Source organism: Geminocystis sp. CENA526, assembly GCF_050753365.1.
Classification (GTDB): domain Bacteria; phylum Cyanobacteriota; class Cyanobacteriia; order Cyanobacteriales; family Cyanobacteriaceae; genus Geminocystis.
On sequence record NZ_JBLZFY010000026.1, the window covers coordinates 1 to 16,726 of the forward strand.

The 16,726-nt window shown below is 31.0% G+C and carries 20 protein-coding genes; all 20 read right to left on the reverse strand.

Features of this window, described 5'->3' with window-relative positions:
• Positions 1–168: 168 nt before the first annotated feature.
• Complete coding sequence (locus tag ACN4EE_RS09320) at positions 169–714, reverse strand: Uma2 family endonuclease (RefSeq protein ID WP_431706162.1); 546 nt, start codon at positions 712–714, stop codon at positions 169–171.
• 71 nt (positions 715–785) lie between these two features.
• On the reverse strand, positions 786–1,700 hold the full coding sequence (locus ACN4EE_RS09325) for a DUF2887 domain-containing protein (RefSeq protein ID WP_431706164.1): 915 nt from the start codon (positions 1,698–1,700) through the stop codon (positions 786–788).
• 62 nt (positions 1,701–1,762) lie between these two features.
• The gene (locus tag ACN4EE_RS09330) at positions 1,763–2,953 is read right to left on the reverse strand and encodes a glycosyltransferase family 4 protein (RefSeq protein ID WP_431706165.1); all 1,191 of its coding nucleotides are present in this window, start codon (positions 2,951–2,953) and stop codon (positions 1,763–1,765) included.
• A 29-nt stretch (positions 2,954–2,982) separates the two neighbouring features.
• Positions 2,983–4,146: a glycosyltransferase family 4 protein gene (locus tag ACN4EE_RS09335; RefSeq protein ID WP_431706166.1), complete on the reverse strand. Its 1,164-nt coding sequence runs from the start codon at positions 4,144–4,146 to the stop codon at positions 2,983–2,985.
• Between the two features lie 65 nt (positions 4,147–4,211).
• Entirely contained in the window at positions 4,212–5,600 is a 1,389-nt protein-coding gene (locus tag ACN4EE_RS09340; protein WP_431706167.1) for an O-antigen polymerase, read from the reverse strand.
• A gap of 169 nt (positions 5,601–5,769) precedes the next feature.
• A complete protein-coding gene (locus ACN4EE_RS09345) occupies positions 5,770–6,918 on the reverse strand; it encodes a glycosyltransferase (RefSeq protein WP_431706168.1) in 1,149 nt (382 codons plus the stop codon).
• Between the two features lie 32 nt (positions 6,919–6,950).
• A complete protein-coding gene (locus ACN4EE_RS09350; RefSeq protein WP_431706169.1) occupies positions 6,951–8,105 on the reverse strand; it encodes a polysaccharide pyruvyl transferase family protein in 1,155 nt (384 codons plus the stop codon).
• A gap of 6 nt (positions 8,106–8,111) precedes the next feature.
• On the reverse strand, positions 8,112–9,197 hold the full coding sequence (locus tag ACN4EE_RS09355) for a nitroreductase family protein (RefSeq protein WP_431706170.1): 1,086 nt from the start codon (positions 9,195–9,197) through the stop codon (positions 8,112–8,114).
• 101 nt (positions 9,198–9,298) lie between these two features.
• Complete coding sequence (locus tag ACN4EE_RS09360) at positions 9,299–9,901, reverse strand: methyltransferase domain-containing protein (protein ID WP_431706171.1); 603 nt, start codon at positions 9,899–9,901, stop codon at positions 9,299–9,301.
• Positions 9,902–9,973: 72 nt separating this feature from the next.
• Complete coding sequence (locus tag ACN4EE_RS09365; RefSeq protein ID WP_431706172.1) at positions 9,974–11,311, reverse strand: flippase; 1,338 nt, start codon at positions 11,309–11,311, stop codon at positions 9,974–9,976.
• A 175-nt stretch (positions 11,312–11,486) separates the two neighbouring features.
• Complete coding sequence (locus ACN4EE_RS09370; RefSeq protein WP_431706173.1) at positions 11,487–11,903, reverse strand: putative toxin-antitoxin system toxin component, PIN family; 417 nt, start codon at positions 11,901–11,903, stop codon at positions 11,487–11,489.
• Positions 11,896–12,141, reverse strand: a complete 246-nt coding sequence (locus ACN4EE_RS09375) for a hypothetical protein (protein ID WP_431706174.1) — start codon at positions 12,139–12,141, stop codon at positions 11,896–11,898. Before ACN4EE_RS09375 ends, ACN4EE_RS09370 begins: the two co-directional genes overlap by 8 nt.
• A 171-nt stretch (positions 12,142–12,312) precedes the next feature.
• The gene (locus ACN4EE_RS09380; RefSeq protein ID WP_431706175.1) at positions 12,313–12,567 is read right to left on the reverse strand and encodes a hypothetical protein; all 255 of its coding nucleotides are present in this window, start codon (positions 12,565–12,567) and stop codon (positions 12,313–12,315) included.
• A 28-nt stretch (positions 12,568–12,595) separates the two neighbouring features.
• Positions 12,596–13,513 carry a hypothetical protein gene (locus ACN4EE_RS09385; RefSeq protein WP_431706176.1) on the reverse strand — a complete coding sequence of 306 codons (918 nt, stop codon included), beginning with the start codon at positions 13,511–13,513 and terminating at the stop codon, positions 12,596–12,598.
• Complete coding sequence (locus ACN4EE_RS09390) at positions 13,485–14,093, reverse strand: Uma2 family endonuclease (RefSeq protein WP_431706177.1); 609 nt, start codon at positions 14,091–14,093, stop codon at positions 13,485–13,487. Before ACN4EE_RS09390 ends, ACN4EE_RS09385 begins: the two co-directional genes overlap by 29 nt.
• A 184-nt stretch (positions 14,094–14,277) precedes the next feature.
• A complete protein-coding gene (locus tag ACN4EE_RS09395) occupies positions 14,278–14,619 on the reverse strand; it encodes a XisI protein (RefSeq protein WP_431706178.1) in 342 nt (113 codons plus the stop codon).
• On the reverse strand, positions 14,607–15,023 hold the full coding sequence (locus tag ACN4EE_RS09400) for a XisH family protein (protein WP_431706179.1): 417 nt from the start codon (positions 15,021–15,023) through the stop codon (positions 14,607–14,609). The genes ACN4EE_RS09395 and ACN4EE_RS09400 overlap by 13 nt, the downstream gene beginning before the upstream one ends.
• Before the next feature lie 30 nt (positions 15,024–15,053).
• The gene (locus ACN4EE_RS09405) at positions 15,054–15,293 is read right to left on the reverse strand and encodes a glycosyltransferase (protein WP_431706180.1); all 240 of its coding nucleotides are present in this window, start codon (positions 15,291–15,293) and stop codon (positions 15,054–15,056) included.
• Positions 15,294–15,308: 15 nt separating this feature from the next.
• A complete protein-coding gene (locus ACN4EE_RS09410) occupies positions 15,309–15,512 on the reverse strand; it encodes a DUF4351 domain-containing protein (RefSeq protein WP_431706210.1) in 204 nt (67 codons plus the stop codon).
• 247 nt (positions 15,513–15,759) lie between these two features.
• Positions 15,760–16,632: an Rpn family recombination-promoting nuclease/putative transposase gene (locus ACN4EE_RS09415; RefSeq protein ID WP_431706181.1), complete on the reverse strand. Its 873-nt coding sequence runs from the start codon at positions 16,630–16,632 to the stop codon at positions 15,760–15,762.
• Positions 16,633–16,726: the final 94 nt, after the last annotated feature.

Genomic DNA, 16,726 nt, shown 5'->3' on the forward strand with positions numbered 1-16,726 from the left:
TTCTTGTTCTGCCCAAGATTGCATTACAATTATCTCCGATGATTTAGGTTAGGTGTTATGATTCAATTATCATAAAGGATTCAGAAGATAACGGTAAGGGATAGATTTCTAGCGAATGTATAATCAAACATGATAATAAATTTTTTTTGCTTTTTTATATAAAACAAATTACCAAGAAAATAATTGTTCAATTACTAATTCTAAATCAGGGAAAGATTGAGTTGTTATAATCCCTGTAGATATATTTATTTTGTTTAAATAATCATTATTATCAGGATTAAAAAATACATGAATTTGACGATTATTAATATCCACCACCCAATATTCTTTTATACCTTCTTTAGCGTAGATTTTTTTCTTATCATTAAGATCATAAGCGAGAGTTTTATTAGAAATTTCTATTAACAAAAAAATGTCTTCAACAAATGGATGTCGATTTTTATAGTTATGAGCATGAGGTTTAACAATGGCTATATCTGGTTCAGGTTCAGAATTAGCTAAGGTAATAGGATGTGCTTCTATAACTAATGCTAATCCACTTAATTTTTCCCGAAGATATTGAGTACCCGTTCTGGTTATATAACTATGTAAGGGGCTTTCTGGAGCCATTTCAATTAATTCTCCTTCTAATAATTCAACATTTTTATCCGCTAATAATCCGTTATCAATTAAATCATGATAGTCTTTTAATGACCATTTCATTAAAGTTTTCATAATAATTATTTACAATTTTTTATTATTACTAAAAATTTGTTTTGATTCATACATTTGATGATAATAAATATCTAAATTTGAGTTTCAAACCACTTTTCCAAATCAGATATATCCTGAAAATCGAATAATGCTACTGCTAAAGATTCTAACTGAGCAATAGAGATCGATCGAACTTTTTCCTTTTGACTATCAGTTAAATTACCAAAACGGCGAGTTAATTGACGTATCAATAAATCCGCTTCTCCTTCGAGTCTTCCTTTTTGTAAACCTTCTTTAATACCTTTCTGTAAACCTTCTTCAATACCTTTCTGTAAACCTTCTTCTTTGGCTTTATCTTGCCAATACTTGACTAAGGTTTCGTAAGCGTCTAATTTAGGCATTGTGGCAGTTTTTAAGTCAAACATGGTCAATATCTCCTCTGTACTTAATTGGGGTAATTTATTTTTTAGTATAGCTTCGATTAAAGTGAATTGTTTTTGGAAATCTTCTTCGGTTTTTGCACTATTTAATACTAATTTTCCTAAATTTGTTATCTCTGAATCTTGGGCAACAATTAACCTCAATAAAGCTAAATTAGGACTGAGATTTTTTATCTCTGATAAATCTTCTAAATATAGCCTAGTAATCTGATTATCTAATAATATTTTATAAGGAATTTCTGAACCTAAGTCACAATTTCTATTCTTTAAAATTAATAAACCTTTCCAAGTTCTGGTTTCTTCATATTGACTTAAATAGAGAAATATTTCCCCAAAATATCGGCGATAAAATTTAACATCTTTTTGCATTTGTGCCTCTAAAAACACCAATGGTACGTTAGGATTATCCGATAAAGGTGTCAAAAGTCCATCTAAACGGAATTCTGTTTCTTTGACTACGGGGGCAGTATATTCAAATTGACAGTCATTAGGAATATCGGGTAATAATTCATGAATTAAACTGGGTTGATTGATAAATATTTGATAAAAAAGTTTATCGGTTTTCATGATAATATTTTTTGTCTAAAATGTTACTATTATTCAACCATATTAATAAAACATAACAACTACTATGATTCTTTTAAGTTTAAAACTTCTATATATTCTTTTAAGGCTCGATCGAGCCTATATTGTTTTAAATAAAGTTGATGAGCATTAATCCCCATATTTTTCACTTTATCAGGAGAATTACATAACTCAATTAAAATATCGGCTAATTTTTCCGCATCGCCACAAGGGCAATTAATACCACATTCTTTTTCTGTAATTAATTTATCGATATATGAACCAGTTTCGGAAACAGAAACTATCGCCCTTCCAGAAGCTAACATTCCATAGAATTTACAAGGAGCAACTACAGATTCTGCACCCTTAACTAAACTAACTAAAGAAACATCACAGGCGGTTAAAGTTTGTGATAAAAGTTCTCTTGGTTGAAAAGGCAATAATAATAAATTTTCTAATTTATACTGATTTTTATATTGTTCTAATATTTTAAGTTTTGCACCATCGCCGATAAAGACAAACTGAATATTTTGGTTTTTTTCATATAATATTTTCACTGCTTCTGCAATAGTTTCAATATCATGAAGCCGACCAATATTTCCTGAGTAGAGTACCGTAAATTTTTTATCTAAACCGTATTTAATAGCGAATTCATTATCTTTTTTATCTGATAACTCAATAGGTGCGATCGACCAATTTTCAATGATAGAAAAATTATCTAAATCAGAATATTTGGACTGCAATAATTTTTCCATTGATTCACTTAAAACGATGGTTTTTTCACTGTTAAAACAAACCAAATAAATTAAGTAATTAAAAACATTTACTAGCCAACTTTTTTGTTTAATAATTCCACTTAAAATTGCTGATTCAGGAAAAACATCCTGCAATAAAAAATAATATTTACCTCCTCTTAAAAACTTAAAAACAAGTCCTAATATTCCTGCATAAGGAGGATTAGACGCAATTAACAAAGAATCTCTTTTATCAACCTTAAACAAGACAAAAAATAAAGCCCCTAATAGAAAAAATAATGAGCTAACTAATTTTCCTAAGATACTTTTACTTTTTTGAAAAGGATCGGGCGATCGCAATATAGTAAAAGGTTTAGATTTTTCCCCATTAGAAGGAGTACCCGTATAAATCTTGATTTTTAAACCTTTAGCAAATAAGCCATCTGCCAAATCAGTTAACAACTGAGAGGTAGAGGCTTCGCTAGGATAAAAATATTGACTAATAATTATAAGAGATCGCATAAATTTTATAAATCAATATAAATAAAATTTTAGATTTTAATATTCTCATCGTCACAAATCAGGGATATTAAACGTTTTAAATGAACTTCCCTTGTGAAGTTATATTGAAAGTGTTTAATAGCATTTTCACTTAGTTTACTGTAATTTTCAGGCGATTTTAGTCCTTGCAAAATAGCATCAATAATTTCTTGAGGATCATTTTTTTTCATCAAATAACCATTATATCCATCTTTTACTTGTTCTGGAATTCCCTTATGGTAAGTGCTAATAACGGGAGTTCCAAAAGCAAGAGCTTCTATAATACTGAGAGGTTGTCCTTCCCACGGATAAAATGTTGGTAAAACAAAAAAGTGAGCTTCTTTTAACATTTTTTCTTTTTTTTCCCCTGATACCCTGCCATGGTAGATAATATAATCTTCTAAACCAACTTTTTTTATTTGAGAAAAAAAATCTTCTTTTTGTTTTTCTATATTCGAAGATTTATCGTCAACTACTGTTAAAGTAAAGTCTCCACAAAAATCACAGATTAGTTTAATATCATAATTTTTAATTAATTTGATACAAGCATCAAGCAAAATAAGATAACCTTTAGAAGGAATTAAATTAGATAAATATAATAACCGAAGACATTTATCTGTCGATGGTAGGGACTTAACCCTTGCTACATTAATATTTAAGTCTGTTGTTAAACCATTCGGTATGACTTTAATTTTTGTTTCAATATTTGGAACAAAATAGAATTGATCTCGTAGTAACTCACCTAACACAACAATATGATTACTTTTTCCTAATGTTGATCTAATTAATCCTTGAAATAAGATTGATTGACTCAGATAAAAGTCTTTATAACCCCCCCCCTTAAGATGCAAGATAATCCTTTTTTTCCAAAACCAAGCAAACCAAATGATTACCATATCTCTAACAAAACCAAGTTTTGAAGATGCGATCGTCATATAGATAACTTCTTGAGAGGGAATCTTTTGTAATGCCTCAAAAATAGCTTTTAGAGAATCTTTGACACGAGTGAAAGAGAAACTGCCGTATGTGCCTGATTTCCTAGAATCAGAGATATATATAACTTCAAGCTGACAAGATATTAGTTGAAATCCATCTACAAGAGAATCAAAACCTAAAGACGCTCCTGAAGCCATGTTTTGAGAAGAATAACCAATAAGCAGTATTTTATTTTTCATTTTTCTTTAGATTTTATAAGAGAATATTTTATTAGCAATTTTTCATACTATTTAAAATTAATTTTTCAAGTTTTTTGTTTACTTTTCAACAAGAAAAAACAAATCTTAGATATAAAAAACAAAATAAAAAAAAGAATTAAATTCATTATTATCTCTACAATACCACTGGGTGAGAGATTTATAACACGACAAAATTGAGTGTAAAAAAGTATTGAGCCGATGGAAAAAGAGTTGAACTTCATCAAATTATAACTCCAAGCGGGAATAATTCCAGATATAAAAAAAAATAATATAAAACCAAATATTCCAAAATTCATATATCCTGCCCAATTACCTTCAGGCCAAGAACTAGGGGGAAGTTGTTTAACCGACATCGGAGGATTTATAGTTCGACCTTGAGCCATACCCAAAAGATATCTTCCTGTGTCAATAGGAGGTTTTTCTGGAAAAATATTTCTCGGTATTGGAGCAGTTACTAAAGATAAATAAGAACTACCTAACCAAAAATCATGTTCCTCAAAATACTTTAAAATTACAATATCTCTCTCAACTCGTGAAAATCTTAATAGAAGATGACTTTCAAAAGATTTGAAAGCATCCGTCATGAGTAAACGTGGATTATCAGAATATTTTTCCACGGCATTAATTTGTCTAAATTGAACAGAAACTAAAGAAATAATTACCATAAAAATAATAAGCAAAACACGCTTTAAGGTAAATAATTTTTTTAATCTTTTAATTCCATAGTATCTTAATATCATCACAGAAATAATAAAATATAGCAATGGTCCCCTTTGTCCTAAAGATAATAAAACAAAAATATTTAGTAGGAAAATTAACATGGACATAAAGTGTTTTTTCTTTAAAAAAGTGACATACAAGCATATAAGACTACCCATAGTAATTGCAAAGGTGTAAAAAAAATGAAAATATCCTAAACCTGCAGTTCTGTCAGCTCTTTCATTCAGATTTAGCCATAAGTCTGTTAATCCTCCTATCCTTGTTAAAAAATAAATATAGACACATATTCCGAACCCAATAAAAACAAGACCTATAGTAAATATATTTTTTATGTCACTTGTTTTTTTTATTCTAAAGATTCTTATGCCTATAATTGTGTTCAATATCAAAAATAGATTTTTATTTTTGAGGCTATAGCCAAAAACGATTCCTGAATAGCTAATAATAGAAGCGATAACTGTCATAATATACGCAAAAATTATGTAGTTATAACTTTTAAACTCATTGGATAATTGTTTAAAAATTAAGTTTTCGATAGACGAATTATTAATAGATAAAAAAAACAAAGGTATGGCTGATAGTACCTGAAAATAAATAAATATATTACCAGGAGAAAAGAAATCAGGTTTCTTTTTATTCTTGTTTTCAATATAAAAAAAAAGACTTAGACAAAAAAAATAGAAGATAGAAATTAGCAATAATAATACATTCATTTTTAACTATACTTGTGATTGATATGCGGATTTTTCATTTTTTGTATCTATTCAATAATCTAGAATAAATTGCTCAAGAACACGTATCTAAAGGCGTAAAATCGTTGTTAAAATGTTAGTGTGCCCCTATTATTTCATTGAGCGGATAGGATTTTTTGACATATTTAGACTATATATTTAGAATTGAAATAAATTCATTAAAATAATATTCTCCAATTTCATCAATAGAAAAATCTTTCGCCCGTTTTATAAGGAATTCTTTTGGATAAATATTCTGATTTAGTAAAACTTGTTCTATTGCATCAGCAAAGCCCTGAGAATTTCCAATATTTACCAATGTACCATACATTCCATCTTTCAGAATAAAACGAGGACCTCCAGAACAATCACTTGAGACAATCGGTGTTCCTACAGCAAGAGATTCTACTAAAACGTTACCAAAGCCTTCCCACCTAGAAGTTAGAACAAAAACTTGGGCATTTTTAAAATACGGATATGGATTAGTTTGAAAACCTACAAAATCTATTTTTTCTGCAATTCCTAACTTTTTAACTAATTCTTTAAGACGTTTTTCTTGATCTCCCGTGCCTAAAATGATTAGCTTGACATCATGTTTAGCTTGAAGTTCATAAAATGCCATTAACAGCGTATCAAAATCTTTTTGGGGATGTAGCCTACCTGCGGAAACAATATACTTACATCCGTTATCGATCCATTTGTGTCCTATTTTTTCTAATGAAAGATTTTCAATTTTTGGATCATAAACAGGATTAGGAATTACTTTTATATTTTCTTTAGGAACACAACAAAAAAAGTTAACATCTTTTTTTGTATCAGGTGAGTTAGCTATGTGAAAATCAGCAAGATAATACGATAATTTTAATACTCTAAGATACAATCTTTGCCTAAGAGATAATTTCTCCACACGAAAATCATCAAAAGTATTAGCTGTTCTAACAACCACTTTGGTTTTGACCCCAGTTAAAATCTTTGCTATTGGACCCAAAATATTAGAGCTATGAGTCGTTGACATAAGAATATCAGGTTTATTTATTATGAGAAATAAACAAAGAGAAATAAGTTGAGATACTGATTTCAAAATATTCAAGTTAAATATCCTAAGATTTAGATCTGGCAAAAAATACCTCATTATGTCATAATCAAGAATATCAAAATAAACACCTTTTTGAGTTGTAATTATCCAAACAGTAGATTCTTTCTGTCTATTGAAGTAATTTGCCAAATTTACTATAACCCTTTCGGCACCACCACCATTTAAACTAGGTACAAGTAAGGCGATTTTTAACTTTTTTTGCATTCTACTAATTTAGTTTATACTTTTGTTGTTTTTCAATTAAACTTGTCAATCAGAGTGAAAATATTGTGCCACATTTGTTCGGACGCATCTTTTAATTGTTCTGATTTTATCTTTAATTTTTGAGCAATATCCTGCCGAGTCGTCTCAGTTGTTAATTTCTCCAAAATATTTCTATAAATTTTCTCCTCCCCGAGAATATCAATTAATCCTTCTTCAAAAGAATATTCTTGAAAAAGCATTTGATATTTGTGACTCCATCCCGTTCCAATCGATGGAACTCCCTGAGATAATGCACTGACTAAACCATGAAAGCGACTACCTATTGTAGCATCGCAGATTCCTAGTATGCCTTTGATTTTCAGTGGATCTTCTTCTTCTATAATTGGTATTTCCGTTCCTACTGATGTTTTCAAGTATTCTGCTATTTCTCTATCATGTTCTGTTTCATGAACTAGAATAAAAGGCTTTGCATTTTTTTCTAATAAATACCTTAGACAACTCGTCAAAAATGGCAAATATGATTTGCTTTCTTCTTTTGAGGTTTTTTCAATCATACGATAATTGGGAACTATGCAAAATCCATGATTTTCTTTGTCAATATAATTCGGAACGACACCTTCAACTAGATTTGTAAAATCAGGTGCTATTTTTATGTTTTCTCTTTTTCCCACAACATCAGTGAGATGAGAGTAAGAAGTTGCCTCTCTGGCAAAAATTAGATCTGCGTTGTCAGCAATAATCTTTACTGCATCTTTAATTTTAGGTGAACTAAATGGACCGAAAGCCTGAGGTAGTAGAATTATTTTTGTTCCTTGTTTTTTCCATTTTTTGCTCAATTGAGCTAAATGTTGTGTGGGGCTTATGCCCAATTGATCACTATAGGAAAAACCAGAAGCATCAAACACCACTTTAATTTCATTCTCAATGACCAGACCGTACATCCTTCTAAAACTTGAAGGAATGAAATTAGGAAAGGAATTAATGATTGGGAGTGTTGCGTATCTTCCAGGCAATATTTTTTGGTATAGTCCCAATTTTGCTCGTTTATCAAAAGGAGCACTAATTCTATTCGGTTCCATTACAAGTTTGCTGTCAGAGTATCTTAATCCAATTTTTTCAATGATGGCCTTCAGCATAAGTTCGGCACCTTTATTGACAAAACCAGCTTTTCTAATCTCTATAAACATAGTTTTTTAATTGTATTTTCTAATTTGATCTAATGCTTTTTTTTGAGAGTAAGGAACTTTTCCTTCTGGATCTGGATACCCCACTGAAATCAACATAATAGGACGTTCATCATCAGCAAGATTTAGTAATTTTTTCATTTTTTTCTCAGGAGTTGGAATATCTGCCCAATTGATCGCACAAGAACTCAGTCCCATTGTTTCAAGTGCGAACATTAATGACATTGAAGATAAAGAAGAATCTATATAAATAAGATGTCGATCCTTTTCATCAAAATATGCTCTTAGTTGTCCTATCACCACAATAATTACTGGGAAGTTATGTACAAAGCCCCTAACTCCTCCAGCTAGTGAGGCCACTTTTTGCACTAACTCAGGTTCGTCAAAGATTCTGAACTCAAAAGGCTGACGATTACAAGCACTAGGAGAAAGTGTTGCCGCCGCTACTGCCTTATCAAGCAGTTCTCTTGAAACTGGCTTTTGTAGATACCAACGAACAGACCTTCTCCTGTAACATAATTCCAAAAATTGATCATAATTAATGGATGGCGGTATATTTAGATTTCGTTGATAAGGGATAAAATTTCCCTTAGTAATAGTATATTTGTTTTCTATCTCTAAGAAATTGTTTTTAGCATTATCAATTAATGGATGGGAAGAAACAATATTAAAATACTCACTTAAAACATCGTGAAACCAACGAAGCTGTTGCTCATCTTCAAATTCTGTTTTATTTTGTAAAATATCTTCATAAGCCTCAATCGTTTCTTGAATATATTCAAGAGCAAAGATTTCTCGGCGAGGTTTCATTATCAAGCCCTTTTCCAGTCGATGAATATTTCTTCTTAGCAGATAGAATTTACTCTTACCTGAGTTAAGAGAATAATAATAATTAAGTTTTCCTCTAACTACCGCATAGTGTTCTCGTTGGAATTGCGAAGAGCCTAAGAAGTAGTAGAATGAGCTTAACCAAGGAGATAATCGAGCAACATTAAGAATTACATAGTCACACAGTCCCCCTATTTTGAAATAGCTTGTCTTTAAGGTAGATAAAACAGGTTCTGGAACTGTTTTTTTTATTAGTTTAATAAACATTTGCTATTTTTTCTTCTTCTTTTGAGATTACTGTAGGATTACTGGAGTTTTTAGCTTGGTGCTAAAAAGTTCATTTAAATAAACAATACAATGGCTATATCTTATTTTGATTTATAGCAAAAGAAAACTTCTTTAGTTGATTGAAAACTAAGAGAATATTTTTTGATTGTATCATCTGAAAAAGAATCGATAGTCTTAATAAAGACAGAAAATCCAACAGATTCTAAACGTTCTACAATGTCAAGTCCATAAAGACGAACATGATCTTGATTAAAGAAAATTTCTAATTTTTTCTTTTTGGATGTTATGGAAAAATCTTCATAGCTTTTCTCCCTCCAAATAGGCACTTGAATAATTGACACACCTTTGGGTTTTAAAACCCGAAACATTTCTTTCATGGCCATAATATCATTGGGAATATGTTCTAAAACATGACTACAAAAAATTAAGGTTTGAGATGAATCGGGCAATGTCAGCGAGGTTAAATCCATCTTTTTCATCGCTCTATGTCTTTCTAGGGAATGGCATTGAGGACATAAGGCATCTTTTCTATATGTAATTCCATAGCCATGAGGAAGAAAAGAGAACCCCTTCCATCCACATAATGGACACTCTCTTCTATCAGAGTTGATTTTAGTGATATTACGCAGTTGACACAAGTTTTTTTCTAATGCGAGTTTGATTTTTTCTATTTTTCGAGACATAGTCTGCTGTATTACTATTTATTATTTGATTTTATAGACTTATGGAGAAAGTTTAATTACTCTCAATATACCTTAATAGTGCTTAATAATATACCTAATAGGGCTTAATAAAGCTATAGTCATCATTTTTCCTGAAATAATAGTTCGAGGGTGAAAAAATAAAGAAACATAAGAAGCAACAGAATAAGAAATCACAGTTGCGATCGCAGCTCCTATTCCTCCAAAACTAGGAATAAGAAAAAGATTTAAAATTAAATTGACAATCGCCCCTGAACTATGAGTGACAAAAGAAAAAATATATAAATCTTCAGCGATTAACCATTTACTTAAAAGAGCTCTCATAAAAATAAAAATGGAAGCCCAGATATGAATTGATAAAATAATAGCAGAATTTTGATAATATTGACCATATAGTGAGTTGATTAATGGAGATGACAAAAAAGTCATAGCGATAGAAAGACCTAAAGCACCTAACATCAATAAATCATAGAGTTTTTGAATTCTAGTATTGTATTCTTGATAACTTTTTTCTCTACTTTTTAATAATGAAGGAAAATAAGAGGCAACAATTAGATTAGGAATAAAATACCATACTTCTGAAAATCTGACAGCAACTGAGTAAACTCCGACCTCTGTATTTGATGTCATTTGTCCTAACATGATCTGATCTATTTTTAAATAAATAATTGCTCCAAAACTAGATAAGATCAAAGGCCATGAACGAGATAAAAGGGATTTTGCCCTATTCCACCGAAATTTCCAAGCGAAAATTTGTTGTTTTTGTGCCGAGTACATAAAACATAATAAAAGAGCATTAACCACTGACTGGAAGACAAATGTAATCGCAATAAAAGTTAAAGAAGCTTCAGAAAATATCAAAATTGCCAGTAATATATAATAGGAAATTTGACTTAATAAATGGGCTTTTACAACATACTTTGAAAGAACCTTTGACTCAAAATAGAAGCTAACTGTTTGAAAAGCAGAAGCTACATTAGATAAAGACAGTAAGAGTATTAAAGGTAATATTTGCTTATCCGTATGATCAAAAAGCGTAACAATTATTATTGTCACAACAATACTTAGTAAAGATCCCAAAAATCTAAGTACAAAAGAAGTGCCAAGTATTTCTTTGTCTTGGTTCGGTAATTCTACTAAATCCCGAACTACTATACCGTTTAATCCTAAACTAGATAAAATCTGGAAAATACTAACAAAAGCTAAAGCATAGTTGTAAACTCCAAATTGTTCAGGTCCAAGATAACGAGCTAACAAAACACTCAATAATAGTGATAATGCAAGGGTTATGCCTTTATCTCCCATTAACCAAGATATGTTGGTTAAAATTTTTCTCTTTTCTGGTGTGGAAAATAATTTTTCTCTGATTCTACTTGCTAAATTCTGGTTCATTTGAAGAACAAAAGATAAATGATGATGATTACAATTTAATTTTTAAGTCTGTACTTTTCCCCAGATTGTAAACTATTTATGTCAAAATTGGCTAAAATGCGCAATCGCTGTTAGAAGAATTAAGAGGAGATGCAATCGAACTTATAGGAATTGGTAGAAATTTGGAATTTTGAGCTTAATTCACGTTGACTAAAAATTCTTCAGGTTTTATTATTTCAATCCCACGAAAAGGATTTAAGACTAATAAATCATTATCTCCCGTGATTAAATACTTGGCTTTACCAATAAAAGCTAATTCTAAATATTTATTGTCTTTAGGATCTCGACAGTCAGTAATAGTTTCTGAAATATTGGTTATAATAGTTACCGTTTGATAAAATTCTCTTAAAAATTTTTGTCGCTTTTCCAATGAAATATAACGATCGAATTTTGGTCTAACAATAACATTTTCCAGCTCAGTCCAAACCGAATAAGATATTAATATATCTCCTATGTCCAAAGATTTTTGTAAGGCTAAGTCGGGCTTACTATTAGGAAAAAGCAATGCACTGACGATAATATTAATATCAATAACAATTCTAATGTTACTCATCTTCGTTTAATATTTCTTCTAATATTTCAGGAGTTAAACCTCTGGATTGGGCTTCTTTCCCTATTTCTACCATTGTTTGTCTTAGTTGTGCGATCGCAGTTTGTTTATCAATGGTAGCAGGTTGTAAAAAGAAAGTAATTCTGTTGATAATTTCTTGTTTTTTTTCCTCATCTGCTTGGTTGTAAGCCTCTGCTATGGTTAGGGGAACTTTGATAGTTATTTCCTGTAATTGAGTCATAATATCATAACGCTTTCATTTATTTGTTCCTATTCTAATATCAAAAGATTCGCTTGAGCTCTTATTTATAGACTATTAATAACAGGTGAGATCGCTCTTTATCAAAATGAGGGGAAGGTGCGATCGAACTTATTGGAATTAGGGGGAGGTGCGATCGAACTTAGAGAAGAATTAAGGAGAGGTGCGATCGTGCTTATAGAGGAATGAGGGAGAGGTGCGATCGTGCTTAGAGAAATTAAGGGGTGCGATCGAGTTTATAGAAGAATGAAGGGGAGATGCGATCGTGCGTATAGAGGAATTAAGGGGAGGTGCGATCGTGCTTAGAGGAATTGAGGAGGTGCGATCGCTTATATAATAATTAAGGGGAGATGCGATCAGGCGAAGCCTGCCACTGCGTGATCGCATTTTGTGCTTTTGATATTCCATCTGACTCTTCCTTAAATCTGATTTCTTATCAATTTTCCTCGTAACTAGATTCGAGTAATGCTTGATCTAATTCCTTGGAAAGTCGCAAAATTTCTGCCCATTGTTTAATATAGACTAAATCAAGATCAGACTGTTGAAGTTTAAAAATCCCTAAAATATCCCGCCATTGTTGAGAAGACTGTTTTTCTGTTTTCTGATACCAAAGGAGTTTTTGCAGAATAGTATCTTCTGGGCTAGAAAAATTGAGTGTTTCCCCCATTTCATTAACAGTAATTTTCCTTTTTCGTTGAAATCTTGAAATTTGAAAAGGATCTTCATCTAAAATAAAAATGTCAATTTTCCAACCTGTTTCATTATCTATTAAATTAAATGATTGTCTAAATTTAATTGCTTCTCTCACCGCTATTTCACTAATATAAAATCGAGGAGAAAAAGCCTTAAGTAACAATATAATTTGACTTTCTTGAATATCTGCCACTAGATCAATATCTTGTGTATAACGCATTTCTCCCCAAATACCACTAGCCACTGAACCTCCCACATGATAAGAGATACCCATAGAATCAAGTATTTTCGTCACTAATAAAGTTTCTTCTATTACTCCTGTCATAGTGATTTTTTCTCCTATGGATAATTTCTCTATACAATCTGAATCTAAAACTTTCCTTAAAAAATAATGTATCTGTTCCCTTTTGCTTTTGTTTGCTAAAGTAGCTGTCGCAATATGCCAAGCAGTAGTACGAGCGTTATTGGTATTGTTATTAAGATTAATTGCTTTTTTTGTCTCATGCCACGATCGCCAGAGGGAAAATAAAATCATTTCTGATACTATATCTGTATCCTCTGATTGGGTTTTATAAACGTTACTTTTGGGTTGTTTTGTCTGAGGGGGTGTAAAAAACTCTTTTACCCCCTCTCTAATCATTGTCAAATTTGATTTGCTCATAAATATCACTAATATTTAACTCTAAATTTAAGCACTCTAAAAATATAGTTTCTTCTTGCGTCTCATATTCCTTTAGTAACCATTGCCCTTGATTATTTTTGCTAAACTGTTCGATTTTACAACTATATTGATCAATTAAAATATATTCTTGTAATTTAGGAATGGAGCGATAATAAGTAAATTTTGTGCCTCGATCATAATCTTGGGTTGACTGAGATAATACTTCCATGACTAGCAAAGGATTTGTAATAGTAGTATTTCCTTTATGAAAAATTGGCTCACCACTAATTACCATGACATCAGGATAAGTATATTGATTATTTCGAGGTATCCATAACCGTACATCCCCAATGAAAATTCTATATTTTTGCCCTTTTAATAGGAATTTTAAATTAGCATATAGATTACCAGCAATTTGGTTATGATTGATTGTACCTCCAGCCATAGCGATAATTTCTCCATTTCTATACTCATGTTTCTGTTCGGCTTTTTCTTCTAGGGTTAAATATTCTTCGGGGGTATAGATTTTTTTTCGCTCTTTAGTCGGAGTCTCTTTTCTTTCTATAATTGTGGCAGTCATAATTTATCTTTCGATTTTCTTGGGGTTTTTACCCCTTGATTTTAACAAGAATTATCATTATTTTTGGTAGTGATCTAACAATTTTATTTTGAGGGATTTACTCGGGTTTAAGTTCTTGATTGTTGGTTATTTGCTATCCCTCATTTTAATCTTGATGAACCAGTAGGTGCGATCGAACCTTATGTTAATTTATGGCATAACCAGAAAATTGACGCATAAAGGGAGAGTGTAAACCAATCACAATATTATTTTTATCAATTCCTCTTTCAACCAAAGACTCAGCAAGATTGATTTCAGTATTGTTACGTTGAATCCAAATTTTATTATCTTTAATATCTATATGAATAATTGTCCCATAAGTAAAGTGTTTTCCTTCCCACCCCAGATCAACTAAAAGATAATGATGATTTTGCGTGTCAAAAATTAATTGTGATTCAACACCATTTTTATTTCCACAAGCATCACGGGTATGAATTTCTGTCAATAAATCTTGGATAATTTGTGGATATAAATTTAAGTTAACCATTTTAAAATCACCTCACGTTCAGGCTCATAAATAATTAAAGGTATCTGATATTTTTTGACAACAGATAACACTAATAAAGATTGAAAAAAAGTAGAATAAATTTCTTCAGGAACTGCTAAATAAAGTTTACGATCTGGATCTTTATTTTCCAATGCTACCTGATAATTAATAAACTGCCTAATGGCAACATGAAAATTAAATAATACAGAATCACCAGTAAAAGTTTTAATTTCAATAGCTATTTTTTCCGTTCCTTTTTGAGCGGCTATAATTTTTTCTGCACCTAAATCAATATAAATACGAGTATCTCCAAATTTTAAACTAAGAGGATCTTCAGTAATATTCCACCCTTCTTTTTCTAATCCATGTTTAACTGCATCATGAAAAATATCCTTAGCTGACATAATAAATTTCGATCATTATTGTTTCTAAAATTATCTTAAAATACTTGTTTCTTTAATTTTAAATGCTACAGTTGGCGTTCCACAAGCTAAAGATTCCATAACAGTATTAGGAAGATTATCTTCTACAGAAGGGGCGACAAAAACATCAACGGCATAAAATCGAGGGGATTGAGCCTGTCGGATTGCTTCAAATACTTGTTTTGTGGTATCCAGACGATTGAAAACAAGAAATAGAACAGGAGTTTTTAATTCAAAGTTGTTATTACTCATAATGTATTAGTTCATTCAATTAAGATTATTTAACCAGTCGATGCCAAAGGCACGCTGCGCGCACGCATCTTCAAAGGTGTTAAAATCAAATAAACTTTCCCCGAATAATTCTAACTGCTCTACTGATAAGGTATTAAGACGAGGTTTAATGGTTTCAGAATCCTCACCAAACCGTTTTTTTAGTAGTCGGTAAATGAGTGCGATCGCTTCGTTCTTTATTCCGCACTTCTAAATGTCATACTTGGGCAAAGGAGTCAGTAGTCAGTAGTCAGTAGTCAGTAGAAACATACTTCATTCTAAAAGATGATACTTAAATTAATGTTTTGCACATAATACCAATTAGAATTATAAAATTTACTTAAGAATTTTCGTTGCCCCAATAAGTAAAGTATAAAATACATTCTTAATTCTGACTCCTGACTCCTGAATTCTCTCAAAAATACAATTTGACGTGCGGAACGTGGGTTTAATTAAGATTATTTAACCATGCGATCGCATCTTCAAAGCAATTAAAATCAAATAAACTTTCTCCGAATAATTCTAACTGCTCTACTGATAAGGTATTAAGACGAGGTTTAATGGTTTCAGAATCCTCACCAAAACGTTTTTTTAGTAATCGAGAAATAAGTGCGATCGCTTCGTTCTTTTCTCCTTTTTTTTCTCCTAATTTTTCTCCTTTAGTTACCCCGTCATTCAAAATTCGTTGATATGTCACCGATTCTTTTAAAATATCGTCGTGTAAGTACATTTTGATTAATTCCTCCGAATAGTTGATACCTGCTAACAATTCCACACAAGCGGAAATATTGCTTTTTTGCCGTTGATTCTCAATGGCATTGACTTTTTCTGCTACCTGAGATAATAGCATTTCTGGTTGTTCACTTTTTGCTAATACCGCTAATGGTAACAATTCTGGTTTAGATAATAAGGGAGTGGGATCACATTCCCAGATTCTAATTACCCGATAATAATGAGTAGTATTTCCTACTTGAAAATTCTCCTCAAATACTTTGCTTGAGGTATCTCGTCGTAGGAAAATAATTACTTGCTCTAATTCCAGATTTCTTTCATAAAGTTTATGAAGACGATATAACCTTACCCAATAATCTAACATTCTTAGGGGTAAAGGAGGATCTGATTTTGGGCGAGTTTGAAATTCCAGATGAATAATTTTATTCCCTACTTGTAAAAAGAATACTCCATCGGCTCTAATGGGTTCTATATTTAATTCTGTAGGCAACATTTCGATTTCTTCATGAATTTCTCGGTTTAATAACCAAGATAAAATCGGTTTTGTATATTCATCGATGAGGAATTTAAGAATACTATCGTAACTCATATTATTTAATTCAAGTTATTTAACCATGCGATCGCATCTTCTAAACAGTTAAAATCAAATAGACTTTCTCCAAACAATTCTAATGGATCTATAA

Excerpts from the sequence above, each read along its gene's own strand:
- ACN4EE_RS09405 (WP_431706180.1), bottom strand. The coding sequence starts at position 15,293 with ATGAGTAATAACAACTTTGAATTAAAAACTCCTGTTCTATTTCTTGTT.
- ACN4EE_RS09390 (WP_431706177.1), bottom strand. The coding sequence starts at position 14,093 with ATGACTGCCACAATTATAGAAAGAAAAGAGACTCCGACTAAAGAGCGA.
- ACN4EE_RS09345 (WP_431706168.1), bottom strand. The coding sequence starts at position 6,918 with ATGCAAAAAAAGTTAAAAATCGCCTTACTTGTACCTAGTTTAAATGGT.
- ACN4EE_RS09335 (WP_431706166.1), bottom strand. The coding sequence starts at position 4,146 with ATGAAAAATAAAATACTGCTTATTGGTTATTCTTCTCAAAACATGGCT.
- ACN4EE_RS09415 (WP_431706181.1), bottom strand. The coding sequence starts at position 16,632 with ATGAGTTACGATAGTATTCTTAAATTCCTCATCGATGAATATACAAAA.
- ACN4EE_RS09350 (WP_431706169.1), bottom strand. The coding sequence starts at position 8,105 with ATGTTTATAGAGATTAGAAAAGCTGGTTTTGTCAATAAAGGTGCCGAA.
- ACN4EE_RS09400 (WP_431706179.1), bottom strand. The coding sequence starts at position 15,023 with ATGTCAGCTAAGGATATTTTTCATGATGCAGTTAAACATGGATTAGAA.
- ACN4EE_RS09325 (WP_431706164.1), bottom strand. The coding sequence starts at position 1,700 with ATGAAAACCGATAAACTTTTTTATCAAATATTTATCAATCAACCCAGT.
- ACN4EE_RS09320 (WP_431706162.1), bottom strand. The coding sequence starts at position 714 with ATGAAAACTTTAATGAAATGGTCATTAAAAGACTATCATGATTTAATT.
- ACN4EE_RS09370 (WP_431706173.1), bottom strand. The coding sequence starts at position 11,903 with ATGAGTAACATTAGAATTGTTATTGATATTAATATTATCGTCAGTGCA.
- ACN4EE_RS09375 (WP_431706174.1), bottom strand. The coding sequence starts at position 12,141 with ATGACTCAATTACAGGAAATAACTATCAAAGTTCCCCTAACCATAGCA.
- ACN4EE_RS09380 (WP_431706175.1), bottom strand. The coding sequence starts at position 12,567 with ATGGAATATCAAAAGCACAAAATGCGATCACGCAGTGGCAGGCTTCGC.
- ACN4EE_RS09355 (WP_431706170.1), bottom strand. The coding sequence starts at position 9,197 with ATGTTTATTAAACTAATAAAAAAAACAGTTCCAGAACCTGTTTTATCT.
- ACN4EE_RS09385 (WP_431706176.1), bottom strand. The coding sequence starts at position 13,513 with ATGAGCAAATCAAATTTGACAATGATTAGAGAGGGGGTAAAAGAGTTT.
- ACN4EE_RS09330 (WP_431706165.1), bottom strand. The coding sequence starts at position 2,953 with ATGCGATCTCTTATAATTATTAGTCAATATTTTTATCCTAGCGAAGCC.
- ACN4EE_RS09340 (WP_431706167.1), bottom strand. The coding sequence starts at position 5,600 with ATGAATGTATTATTATTGCTAATTTCTATCTTCTATTTTTTTTGTCTA.
- ACN4EE_RS09395 (WP_431706178.1), bottom strand. The coding sequence starts at position 14,619 with ATGGTTAACTTAAATTTATATCCACAAATTATCCAAGATTTATTGACA.
- ACN4EE_RS09360 (WP_431706171.1), bottom strand. The coding sequence starts at position 9,901 with ATGTCTCGAAAAATAGAAAAAATCAAACTCGCATTAGAAAAAAACTTG.
- ACN4EE_RS09365 (WP_431706172.1), bottom strand. The coding sequence starts at position 11,311 with ATGAACCAGAATTTAGCAAGTAGAATCAGAGAAAAATTATTTTCCACA.